The organism is Arthrobacter sp. B0316-5-4, from assembly GCF_059090325.1.
This window is the reverse complement of sequence record NZ_JBNHFN010000001.1, coordinates 334,434-346,600: the sequence shown is the minus strand read 5'-3', so window position 1 is coordinate 346,600 and position 12,167 is coordinate 334,434. Positions and strand designations below refer to the sequence as shown.

Genomic DNA, 12,167 nt, shown 5'->3' with positions numbered 1-12,167 from the left:
CGGGGTTTTCTGTTGCTTGGGTAGCTTCTAGAGGACGTCCGAAAGGAAGCCCTGGAGGCGTTCCGTGCGCGGATCCGTGAACAGCTGTTCCGGCGGACCCGACTCCACAACAACACCGGCATCCATGAAGGTCACCACATCGGAAACGTTGCGGGAGAAGCCCATCTCGTGCGTCACCACCACCATGGTCATGCCACCCTTGGCCAGGTCAGTCATGAGGGCCAGGACGCCCTTGACGAGCTCCGGGTCCAACGCAGATGTTGCCTCGTCGAAGAACATCACCTCCGGCTTCATGGCCAGCGCGCGGGCAATAGCCACACGCTGCTGCTGGCCACCTGAGAGGTTGGCTGGCCGGGAATCTGCTTTGTGCTTCAACCCCACCAGGTCCAGCTGGTTCAGGGCCTCGTCCCGCGCCTGCTCCTTGGACATGCCACGGAGTTTGCGCAGTGCCAGCGAGATGTTCTCTGCCACCGTCTTGTGCGGGAACAGGTTGAACTGCTGGAAGACCATGCCGATCCGGCGGCGCAGCTCATCAGGGTTGTCCTTGAGAACCGAGCGCCCGTCAAGCAGGATGTCGCCCTGGTCCGGCTCGATGAGCCGGTTCATGACGCGAAGCAGCGTCGACTTGCCCGATCCTGAAGGACCAATCACCGAGGCGGTGGTGCCCTTCTCGACGTGCAGGTCGATGCCACGCAGGACGTGGTTGCTGCCGAAGGACAAGTGGATGTTCTTGGCCGTCAATGTGCCTGAAACGAATTCACTCATGCTTGGGCTCCTTTTCCAACGACGGCTGCTGCTTCGTCCGGTTCTTTCTTCTCCGGACGGCCGGTCCGCATCCGGCCATCAATCCAGTTCACGAAGTGGGTGAGCGGAATGGTCAGTGCCAGGTAGAAGATGGCGGCAGCTACGTAGGGGGACAGGTTGCCTGTGTTGGCCGCCGCGTCCTTGCCGATCTGGAAGATCTCACGCTCAGTTGCCAGGAGTCCCAACATGAAGACCAGTGACGATTCCTTGATCAACGCGATGAACTGGTTGACCAGGGCCGGGAGCACGCGGCGGATACCTTGTGGGACCACTACCAGGCGCATGGAGGAACCGTAGCTGAACCCGAGGGCGCGGGTAGCCTCCAACTGGCCCTTGTCCACGCTCTGGATGCCGGATCGGAAGATCTCACCGATGTAGGCACCAGACATCAGGGACAGCGCCGCAATGGCCATGGGGTACGGGCTGGTGGAGCCCGTGAGTTCACGAATGATCGGGCCGAAACCGAACCCGATCACCAGGATGGTCAGCACCGGTGGAAGCCCGCGGAGAATGTCGGTGTAGATGCGGGCTATCCACCGTGCCGCAGCGTTCCGGGAAATCCCCATGAGGGCAAGCAGCATCCCGAGCGCTGTCCCGATGACGCCGGAGACGACAGCCAGCACGATGGTGTTGGGCAGGCCGACGGCGAACATCTTGGGAAGGACTTCGCCTATTGCCTTCCAGTCAAAGAAGCTTTCGGCCAGTTGGTTGAGGATATCCATGGAACGTCCGGGTTACTTGGCGGGGATCTGGACGGCCTTGCTGCCCGGCTTCCAGCCCTGGGGGGTCTGCTCAGCAGCAGTCGGACGGTCCTTGTACCACTCGGCCGTGAGCTTGGCCCACGTGCCGTCGGCGATGACAGCGTCCAAACCGGAGTTCAGGGCGTCGATCAGCGGCTTGTTGTCCTTGTTCACGGCATATGCGGTGAAGTTCTGGGTGTTGACAACCTTCTCGGCGATCTTGGTGTTGTCGCCTTCCTTGACCTGACCCTCGGCCTGCTGCGACGGTGCAACCCAAGCGTCGATCTGGCCGTTCTTTACGTTGCCATAGACGGTGTTGTAGTCAGGGAAACGGACAGGCTCGATCTTGAGGGTGTTGGTCATGTAGTCATCCTGGACGGTGCCCTGGACAACGCCGACGCGCAGGCCTTCCTTGATGTCGGCGAAGCCGGTCACCTTGGAATCCTTCTTGGTCACGACGGCCATGTAGCCAAAGTCGTAACCGTTGGTGAACCCGACTGTCTTGCGGCGGGCGTCCGTGGTGGAGATCGAGGAGGATCCGACGTCGAACTGCTTGTTGCCCACCTGGGAGAGCAGCGCTGAGAAGTCAGTCGACGCGAATTCGACCTTCAGGCCCAGCTTGTCGCCGATGGCGCGGAGCAGTTCATTGTCGTAGCCGGTGAACTTGCCGGAAGGATCAATGAAGATGTTGGGCGGGGCGTCGGAGAGGGTGCCGACGCGAAGGGTGCCGTCAGTGATGAGGCCGAGCTTGGACTTGTCGATCTTGTCCAAGGGGGTGACGTCAGCGGTGGTGAAGGAGTCCAGGCTCTTCTGGTCGCTGCCGGCGAGGGCGTCGGTGGGGGTGCCGCTCGGGGTGGAGGATCCACCGCCGCATGCTGCCAGGGAGATCACCAGGGCTGCGGCCACGGGGGCGACAGACAGCCACTTAGGGGCTTTGAATTTCATGAAGAAATCACTTTCATCGGGTCACGGAGACGTATCGCGTTGGGCGGGGAACACGGCAGCGAAACGAAAGTTGGCTGCCCTAGCAGACTTCAACCCGCCAAACTTAATTATGTCACCAGGGCACCAACGCATAGTGAATCGAATAAGTGGTTGCCTACCCTCGATTTATTCGAATAAAGTTCCCTTGCGAAACCACATGGACGCCGGAGTATTCAGGAGGCTGGCACCATCGTGGAATCCGCGCACGACTGGACCCCTGGTGGAGGTTCCCGAAGTCCCTTGTGACTTGCGTCGCAGAACGTAATCCGCGTGCGACGGTTCCCCGAACGTGCGTTGCGGCTAGAAGCCGCCCCGGCTGGCGTCCTCGGGCGGAAGGACGGGCCATTCGCCCTCGATAACAGCGGTCGGCTTGCTGCGGCGGAGGTACTGCTGGAAATCAGCAGCCTGCGATGCCGCCCAGTCCACTTGCAACTGGTGGAGTGTGGACGCCGGCATCTGCAGCTTGGGAAACTTGCCGGCCATGGCGTCCAGCACCCTCAAGGTTGCCAGGGCATCCGCAGCTGACGTGTGGGCGTTGTTAAGGTCCACCCCATATTCCTCGCACAGCGCCGTCAGGGTTCGCTTGCCCTTGCGGTAACGGTCCACCTGCTTGTTCATGACGTACGGGTCCAGGACGGGGAAGCGGCTCAGTTGCGGAACGCCGTAGCGGGCGGACTCGGCCGCGAGCACAGTGAAATCGTAACTCGCGTTGAAAGCAATCACCGGGGTGCCGTCGTCGAAAAGTCCCTGAAGAACTGCGGCTATCTCGCGGGTGACCTCGGCCGCAGGGCGGCCCTCTGCGCGCGCCTTCTCGGTGGAAATTCCGTGAACTTCGCTGGCCTCAAGGGGGATCTCGACGCCGGGATCCGCCAGCCATTCATGCTCCGCAATGAGCTCCCCGCGTTCATCCACCACCGTGATGGATGCGGTGACGATCCGCGCTGAACGGGAGTTCTTCCCGGTGGTCTCGAGGTCGAACGCGGCGCGGGAGAGGGTGTTCCAGGAGCTCATGTCTTCAAGCTACCGGCTGGCTCCGACACTATTTGGGCACGACACTCCTGCCGTTACGCTGAACACATGCGGATGGAGTACGTGACGGCGGTGCTGGCCGTTGTGGACCTCGTTCCGTCCGGCTCAGCAGTGTCCTACGGGGATGTGGCCGAGCTTCTGGGCGCCGGTGGCCCACGGCAGGTTGGCTCCGTCATGAGCCATTACGGCAGCCCCGTAGCGTGGTGGAGGGTGTTGCGGGCAAGTGGCGAGGCACCTGCCGGGCACGAAGCCGATGCCCTGCGGCACTACCTGGCCGAGTCCACCCCGCTGCATGGCGCGTACCAGGCATTCATGCTGACGGGCGAGGGCCGTTGGCGTGTGGACCTGGCTGCCGCGCGATGGGCGCCCACTGACGCGGAATTCGACCAACTTGATGTGATCTCGGACCAGTTGGAGCGTCAACTCCATATTTTGTCGGTGCCCGATGATGAAATGACTGTGTGACCGCGACAAGTACCAAACCCCGCAAAGCTTCGGCAGCACTCCGTCTGCTGCCGCCGCGCGAAACCCACTACGCGGCACCTGTTCTATCCCCGGACCAGCAGGCAGTGGTTTCGCTTCCGCAAGGCAGTGGACCCGTCCTTGTTCCCGGAGGTCCTGGAACAGGCAAGTCCACAGTGCTCGTCGAATCTGCTGTCCGCCGAGTCCGCGAGGATGGCTTGGACCCCGGAAGCATTCTCATCCTTGCCCCGGCGCGGCACGCGGCGGCAGGCCTGCGGGACACCTTCACGGGGCGATTGGACCGAAGCCTCAGTACGACGCCGGCACGGACGTGGGCTTCCTATGCCTTCGACGTCATCCGGCGGGCCAAGGCAGAAGGCATCCTTCCACTGGCGCGGCCGCCAAAGCTCCTGTCCGGCCCCGAACAGGACCTCATCATCAAAGAGCTGCTGGAGGGCCACTCACGTCCGGGGTTCCATTTGCCTTGGCCGGAGGATCTCACGGCTGCCCTTCCCACCCGCGGTTTCCGCCACGAGATCCGCCAGTTGTTCGACCGCATCATCGAATCGGGCCGTACAGCCGAAGACCTGGTTGGCCTGGCCTATGAGTGTGGCCGGCCGGATTGGATGGCGGCGGCGGAGCTGTACAGCGAGTACAGGGATGTCCTGGACCTGCGAATGCCCGAGGCCTTCGACCCCGCCGGAATCATCACCACGGCACGCCAGATTTTCCAGGATTCGCCGTCGTTCCTGGCCGCCGAACGCGAACGCCTCCAGCTCATCCTCGTGGACGATGCCCAGGAATCCAACCCTGCTGTGTTCGAGCTCCTCGCCGATGTGGCGGAGGGCAAGGATGTTGTGGTGACCTATTCCCCGGATACCGTCGTGCAGGGTTTCCGGGGTGCGCGCCCAGACCTCGTTGCGGAGTTGCCATCCCTGTTGGGCGGCGCCACCCAGGAGGTACTTGAACTTCCCCTGTGGGTCACGCACCGCCACACGCCGGCAGTAGCCGAAGCCTGGACGCGGGTCGCCGCCCGCATTTCACAGCGTTCCGGCGGTCAGCTCGCCCGGCGGATGGAACAACCGCCGCTGTCAGAAGCCGGGGAGGTCACCTCCACAGGGGAGGGCCGCGTCGAAGGGCACGTTCTTCCCTCTGCCGTCCACGAGATGCGCTATGTAGCCCAACGCATCCTGGAAGCGCAGCTCCGGGAGGGGTGGGAGTTCAGCGATATCGCGGTGATTGTTCGCAACGGCGGGCAGATTTCGCAGTTGCAGCGCTACCTGGGCGGCCAGGGTATCCCCGTTCGCGTCCCGGTGGCCGACTCCGCCGTCCGCGACGAAGTCGCCGTACGTCCTCTTTTGGAGGCCTTCGCGATCGTCCTGGACCCTGCCAAGTTGACCCCCGAGACAGCGGTTTCCCTTCTGACGTCGCGGATTGGTGGCGCCAGCGCTATCGAACTGCGCAGGCTGCGGCAGTCGCTGCGCCGCGAGGAACTGCTGGGCGGCGGTGGGCGGTCCAGCGACGCTTTGCTCGTGGAGGCGCTGCTCCAGCCAGGGGCCCTGGCATCGCTGGGCATCGAGGGCAGTTCGGCACGCCGGCTGGCACGAATGTTCGCTGCGGGCGCCGCAGCCGCTGCGCAGCCCGGGGCCAACGCCGAGTCCGTTCTCTGGGCACTATGGCAGGCCACCGGGTTGTCCTCCCGCTGGGCGGACGCAGCGCTTGAAGGCGGCACCGCCGGGGCGCGTGCGGACCGCGACCTGGATGCCATGATGGCCCTGTTCCATACGGCAGAACGGTTCGTGGACCAGTTGCCAGGCTCCGGTCCCGAACAGTTCCTTGAGTACTTGATGAACCAGGAACTTCCCATGGACACCCTCGCGGCCCGTGCCCAGCTTGAGGCCTGCGTTGAGATCATGACACCGGCCAGCGCTGCAGGCAGGGAATGGCCGGTGGTGATCGTTGCCGGTCTCCAGGAAGGTGTGTGGCCCAACACCCGGTTGCGCGGCGAACTGCTCGGCAGCACCGTGTACGCCGACGCTGTGGAGCATGGAGTGGACTACGCCCTGAGTCGCGGACCCTTGAGCCGGCTCCGCGACATCCGCTACGACGAACTGAGGAGTTTTTCGACTGCAGTATCGCGTGCCCGCGAGGTCCTCATTTGCACCGCTGTATCTTCTGAAGACGAGCAGCCCTCGGCCTTCCTGGACTACGTGGCGCCGCTGGGCGGGGGCGAGTACCGGCGCGATTACACGCCCGTGGACCGTCCCATGACGCTGCGTGCGCTCGTCGCGGAGTTGCGGCAGCATGCGCAGGCAGGCGAGTCCGGTCCCGGCGGTCCGGAAGCCGCGCGGGAGGCTGCGCGGATACTCGCCCGTCTTGCCGGCACCGAGCCCCCTGTCCCAGGCGCGCACCCGGACACCTGGTGGGGCCTGGCGCCGCTGAGCTCCGAAGCGGCCGTGGTGCCGCCCGGGGGCACAGTGTCCGTTTCACCCTCGAAAGTCGAAGCCGTCCACAAGTCTCCCCTTGATTGGTTTGTCCAGGCCGCAGGAGGAGAGGCTGCCACGGATTTCGCGCGCAGCCTGGGAACCCTTGTGCACAGCATCGCCCAGGAGCTCCCCGAGGCGTCCGGTTCCGAGTACGTGGCAGAGCTTGTCAGGCGCTGGCCCACCCTTGGCATGAAAGACAATTGGGAGGGAAAGCTCGACTTCCAGCGGGCTGAACTCATGGTCCGCAAGCTGGCCCAGTATGTGCTCCTCATGCGCAGCGACGGAAGGAGCCTGCTGACGGTCGAGCATGACTTTGAAGTACAGCTGCCCGATGTCCACGTGGACGCCGTTGACCCTGGCGATCCCGGGGCAGCGAACACGCGGCACGCGGTACTCCGCGGCCAAGTGGATCGATTGGAGATCGATTCCGAGGGCCGGCTGGTCATCGTGGACCTCAAGACCGGAAAACGCCAGCCTGGTAAAGCCGAAGTTGCCAGGCACCCCCAACTGGGGGCATACCAGGCGGCAGTCCTTCAAGGTGCCTTCCGGGAGGCCGGAACCGGGACGGAAACGCCCGACGCCGGAGCAGCTGACGGCACCGTCCCCGGGGGAGCCGTGCTGGCCCACCTCGGAACCAAGGCCAAGAGCCCTGCCGTGCAACAGCAGGAGCCGCTTGACCCTGCCGATAACTGGGCTGAGGGCCTGGTCAATGAGGCTGCTGCGTTGATGGCTGCGGCGACGTTCGAAGCCCGGCACGACCCCAGCAAAGGCGGTCATGGTGGCCATGGGTGCCGCCTCCCCGATATCTGCCCGTTGTGCGCCAGAGGAAAGCAGGTCACCGAATGACAATCGAGCTCCTGGATGGTTCTGCCTCCAGCACTCCTGGCGCGGAGGACGTTCCTGAGCCCCGGTTCACACCATCGCAACTGGCTGACATCCTGGGTGAGAAGAACCACCCCACGGACGAGCAATCAGCCATCATTGCCTCCTCCCTTACACCGCGCCTGGTGATCGCTGGAGCCGGTTCCGGCAAGACCGCCACCATGGCGGATCGCGTGGTGTGGCTGGTGGCAAACGGCTGGGTGCGCCCGGAAGAAGTCCTTGGCGTGACTTTCACCCGGAAGGCCGCAGGGGAGCTTGCCAGTCGCATCCGGACCAAGCTGGCCACACTGCAGCGGATTGCCGCCGAAGACGATGGCAGCATCGGGTTTCCGGAAGGGCTGATGGGTGCCGATGACCTCGAACCCAAGGTCTCCACTTACCACTCCTACGCAAGCGGCATCGTCTCCGACTACGGCCTGAGGTTGGGCATTGAACGCGACGTCGTCCTGCTGGGCGGCGCCCAGTCCTGGCAGCTTGCCAGTGAAGTCGTGGAGGCTTACGACGGCGACTACGAACACTTCACCGCAGCCAAGTCAACCCTGGTCAATGCCGTCATCCAGCTGGCGGGGGAGTGTGCTGAACACCTCCAGGATCCGGCCGCTGTCAGGGAATGGGTCCTTGAACGCGTCCACGCCTTCGAAGAGCTTCCGTACGTAGCGGGTGCAAAGAAGAACCCCACCCAGGCTGCCGGTGAGCTGGCGTCGATGCTCCGGACGCGTGCCAGCGTCGCGGACATGGTGGTCCGCTACCAGGATGCCAAGCGACAGCGGGGTGTCCTCGATTTCGGTGACCTTGTGGCGCTTGCCGCCAGGATTGCCAGCGACATCCCCCTTGCTGCCACCACCGAACGGGCCCGTTACAAGGTGGTGCTGCTGGACGAATTCCAAGACACCTCCCATGCCCAGCTCGTCCTGTTCTCCCGTTTGTTCGGACAGGGCCATGCTGTCACCGCGGTGGGCGACCCCAACCAATCGATCTACGGCTTCCGGGGTGCTTCGGCGGGCCAGCTCTTCCATTTTGTGCAGGAGTTTCCGGTCAAGCACCTTGATGTGGCAGGCGGCACTGAGTCATACTCCGTGGCTCCGACGTCGTACTTGACCACTGCCTGGCGCAACGGCCGGAACATCCTGGAGGCGGCCAACACCATAGCGTCGCCCCTGAACAAGGCCGCGGAGACAGATGGGCCGGCAGGGGAGAGGGAATCAGCCACCAGCGTCTCGGTCCCGGCACTGGTTCCCAGCCCGGCGGCGGCTGACGGGAGCGTCGTGATCGGGCGTTTCAGCACCGATGAGGACGAAGCCGCCGTCATCGCCCGCGATGTCCGGCGTTACCAGCGGACCGTCTTCGAAGAGGAGAAGGACGGTACGCCCGTCCGGCCAACGATGGCCGTGTTGTGCCGCAGGCGCGCCCAGATGGAGTGCCTTCGTCGTGAGTTCGAGCTGCAAGGAATCCCGTACGAGATCGTCGGTCTGGGAGGCCTGCTGGACACGCCGGAGATCGTGGACCTGGTGGCCACCCTCCGGGTCCTGGCAGATCCCGGACGTTCTGATGCCCTGATGAGGTTGCTGGCCGGCGCACGTTGGCGCATTGGTCCGGCGGACTTGATGGCTTTCAGCGATTGGTCGCGTTCGCTGGCCCGTCGCCGGTCTGCCCCCGCTTCCCACCCCGATCCCCTCGATGCCAATGAGGAGCCTGCCGCGGTGGTGGTTGAAAGCGACATCACCGACGCTGCAAGTCTGGTGGAGGCACTGGACTTCCTGCCCAAGCCCGGCTGGACGTCCGGGCACGGAAGGAGCTTGAGCGAGGCCGCCCTGGAACGCCTGGCCAGGCTCGCCTCGGAACTTCGCTTCCTCAGGAGCTACATTGGCGACGACCTCACCACGCTCCTCGGAGAAGTGGAACGGGCTATGCTCCTCGACATCGAAGTGGCCGCCAAACCAGGTATCAGCATTCACCAGGCGCGCCGCAACCTGGATGCGTTCCAGGACGCCGCGGCCGGGTTCCTGCAGACGTCGCAGCGTATCGACTTGTTGGCTTTCCTGTCCTGGCTGGAGGCGGCAGCATCAGAGGAGGGCGGATTGGACGTCGCCCCGGTGGAGACCAACAGGGAAGCCGTGCAGTTGCTGACCGTCCATGCCTCCAAGGGTTTGGAGTGGGACGTTGTCTTTGTTCCCGGGCTCAACGCCGGCTCGTTCCCCAGCAACCGGGATTCCCGATGGAGCAGCGGAGCTGCAGCATTGCCGTGGCCGTTGCGGGGGGACCGCGCCGACCTTCCCCAGTGGGACCTTGACCAGCCTGACCAGAAGGGGTGGCTGGACGCAGAGAAGGATTTCAAGTCAGAGGTCCAGCATCACGGCGAGGCAGAGGAACGCAGGCTGGCATATGTGGCCTACACCCGGGCGAAATTCGTCCTGTGGGCCTCCAGCGCAGCCTGGAATGGTTCACGTTCAGGGATGGCCTCGATGTCGGGTTTCCTTTCAGAACTGGCACCGCTTGCGGGGTTGGAAGGGGACGGCGCGGAGCCGGGACCTTCCCGCAGGAATGGGCGGGCAGTCGTCCATCCGGAATCCGTAGCTGAGGAAGCCCTGCCGGAGGAAAGCCCGTTGACCGCGACCCTGGAAGTAGCCCGGTTTCCCTATGATCCTTTGGAAGGCCCGTCCGATCCCAGGACCGGCGCGCGTCTCAGGCTGGTTCCAGGGCGTCGGGCTGCCATGGACCAGGCGGCTGCTTCGGTTCGCGAGTTCATAGAACGTCCCACCCCCGGTGTCGCCCTTGATGAATTGAGTGGCGTGGCCTCAAAGTGGTCCCAGGAGGCCGAACTCCTGCTGGACCGCCAGCGGATGCGTACATCAGTCCAGGATGTTCACCTGCCCAGCCACATCTCTGCGTCCCTTTTCGTGGACCTCGGTGCTGACCCAGCCGCTGTCCTGTCCCAACTCCGCAGGCCCGTGCCCCGGGAGCCTGGCATCTCTGCCCGTAAGGGTACGGCGTTCCATGCATGGGTGGAGGAGTACTTCGGGACAACTGGCATGCTCGACCTTGACGAAGCGCCGGGTTCCGACGCGCACATCGACGAGGCCTACGGCCTGGATGACATGGTGTCGGCGTTCAAACAATCAGAGTGGGCCCATCGTGCCCCCGCTTTCGTGGAAGTTCCCGTGGAAACCCGCATTGGCGATGTCGTGGTCCGCGGACGCATCGACGCTGTCTTCCGTGACCCGGACGGGCATTGGCAGCTCATCGACTGGAAGACCGGCCGCCGGCCCTCCGGCCAACAGCTGGCGTCGCGCGCAGTTCAACTCGCCGTGTACCGGCTCGCTTGGGCACGGCTGCAAGGGGTGCCCCTCGACGACGTCAGTGCCGCGTTCTACTACGTGGTGGACGACTCCGTGGTGAGGCCCCATGATCTGGGCACAGCCGAAGAACTGGAGGAGATTATTGCGCGTGCGTTGAAGAACAGCGCCTGAGGCCTACGAGCGGTCGACTGAATGCAATGGTGTCACGTTAACCACGCTAATGGCGGCAGTCGAGGTCTCGTCATGGTCCACCTGGGCTCCCGGGCCGGCTTCGCCCGCGTTGTCCAGGGCCTCTGCGTTCTCGTCCCCGATGATTTCCGGGTCCTTTTCCTCATTGGCAGGCCCAGCGGGTGTGGCACCCGCCGGTTCTGTGGTGGCGGGGATGGCCGCCACCGAAACGGATGGTCCGACGTCGGGAATCGCCATGACGCTGACAGGCGGCTGCGAGGCGGCCGCCATGGCGAGCTCGTGAGCGGCTGCTTCGTCTTCAGCGGCTTGGGCCGCTTCGTCGCGTCGGGCCTGCTCTTCGATGTCGTTTGCCAGGGTTTGGAGCATGGACTCCGCCTCGGCTGTCATGCTTTGGTGTCCGGCGGCCATTGCCTTTACGAGGTATTGGGCCAGGGCGAACTCGGCCAGCAGGGCGGCGCGGCGAAGGAGGTGGTTATCAGGAGTCTCGCGGCGTGCCTGGGTGTAGTGGCTCAGGACCGCTTCGACGAATGACGACTCGTTGGAGGCCACCAGCCAGGCAAAATCATCGGCGGGATCGCCAATGCGAAGATCGGTCCAGCCGGTCACCGCGGTCACGGAGTCATCCTGGACCATGAGGTTGTCCTCGTGAAGGTCGCCGTGTACCACCGAGGTGTTGAACCGCCACAGGGCGACGTCTTCGAGTGCGTGTTCCCAGCGGCGAAGCAATGTTGCCGGAATCTTGCCGGTGGTGGCGGCCTGGTCGAGTTCGTTGAGCTTGCGTTGCCGGAACTCGTTGGCAGAATAACTGGGAAGGTCCGCGTTGGTGACCAGCGTCAACGGCAGGTCGTGGATGGCTGCCAAAGCGGCTCCCACTTCACGCGCCAATGCCGGAGTGCCAGCCGAGAGTTCCTCGATGGATAGCATCCCGCCTTGCAGATGGGCGTAAACGAAGGTGGTGAGCGCGCCCTGCCGCACCGTGCCTGCGATGGTGGGGACGTGGAACGGCAGCTCAGCCCGGATGGCGGGTGCGAAGGCGCGGAGCACCATGAACTCGGTCTCCAGCCGGGTGCTTGCTTCTGGATGGCGCGGCGAACGGACGCGCCAGCGCTTGCCTTCCGCGTCGAGCAGCAACGCCGAATCGAAGTCGGCGTCGTCGTCGGGGGAATAGGCTGTAGCCGTCGGCGCCAATCCAGGCACCGCCGCGGTTGCTATAGCGGCCAGTTCGAGCGGTGTTCTTCTCACGTCTTCCACGGTAGATTGAGTGCGGCCTCAGGCCATGATGCAGCGCGGCGAGT

General features: G+C 64.1%; 8 protein-coding genes. 3 read left to right on the top strand and 5 right to left on the bottom strand.

Going from position 1 to position 12,167, the window contains the following annotated elements; all coding sequences use genetic code 11:
• Window positions 1–27 precede the first annotated feature (27 nt).
• The 4 genes from AC5RU9_RS01535 to AC5RU9_RS01520 form a co-directional block, all read right to left on the bottom strand.
• The gene (locus AC5RU9_RS01535) at window positions 28–765 is read right to left on the bottom strand and encodes an amino acid ABC transporter ATP-binding protein (RefSeq protein ID WP_211714242.1); all 738 of its coding nucleotides are present in this window, start codon (window positions 763–765) and stop codon (window positions 28–30) included.
• Window positions 762–1,526 (bottom strand): amino acid ABC transporter permease, encoded by a 765-nt coding sequence (locus AC5RU9_RS01530; protein ID WP_211714241.1) that lies wholly within the window; start codon window positions 1,524–1,526, stop codon window positions 762–764. Before AC5RU9_RS01530 ends, AC5RU9_RS01535 begins: the two co-directional genes overlap by 4 nt.
• Window positions 1,527–1,538: 12 nt before the next feature.
• Complete coding sequence (locus tag AC5RU9_RS01525) at window positions 1,539–2,489, bottom strand: ABC transporter substrate-binding protein (RefSeq protein WP_494015078.1); 951 nt, start codon at window positions 2,487–2,489, stop codon at window positions 1,539–1,541.
• Window positions 2,490–2,828: 339 nt separating this feature from the next.
• Entirely contained in the window at window positions 2,829–3,539 is a 711-nt protein-coding gene (locus tag AC5RU9_RS01520; protein WP_211714239.1) for a 3'-5' exonuclease, read from the bottom strand.
• A gap of 66 nt (window positions 3,540–3,605) precedes the next feature.
• Here AC5RU9_RS01520 and AC5RU9_RS01515 point away from each other — a divergent pair, with 66 nt between their 5' ends.
• Genes AC5RU9_RS01515 through AC5RU9_RS01505 form a run of 3 tightly spaced genes read left to right on the top strand, consistent with a single transcriptional unit; the run spans window position 3,606 to window position 10,854 of the window.
• Window positions 3,606–4,022: an MGMT family protein gene (locus AC5RU9_RS01515; RefSeq protein ID WP_211714238.1), complete on the top strand. Its 417-nt coding sequence runs from the start codon at window positions 3,606–3,608 to the stop codon at window positions 4,020–4,022.
• A complete protein-coding gene (locus AC5RU9_RS01510; RefSeq protein WP_494015077.1) occupies window positions 4,019–7,351 on the top strand; it encodes an ATP-dependent helicase in 3,333 nt (1,110 codons plus the stop codon). Before AC5RU9_RS01515 ends, AC5RU9_RS01510 begins: the two co-directional genes overlap by 4 nt.
• Complete coding sequence (locus tag AC5RU9_RS01505; protein WP_494015076.1) at window positions 7,348–10,854, top strand: ATP-dependent helicase; 3,507 nt, start codon at window positions 7,348–7,350, stop codon at window positions 10,852–10,854. Before AC5RU9_RS01510 ends, AC5RU9_RS01505 begins: the two co-directional genes overlap by 4 nt.
• A 3-nt stretch (window positions 10,855–10,857) precedes the next feature.
• On the opposite strand, the gene AC5RU9_RS01500 is transcribed toward AC5RU9_RS01505, so the two are convergent.
• Complete coding sequence (locus AC5RU9_RS01500; RefSeq protein WP_494015075.1) at window positions 10,858–12,114, bottom strand: macrolide 2'-phosphotransferase; 1,257 nt, start codon at window positions 12,112–12,114, stop codon at window positions 10,858–10,860.
• Window positions 12,115–12,167: the final 53 nt, after the last annotated feature.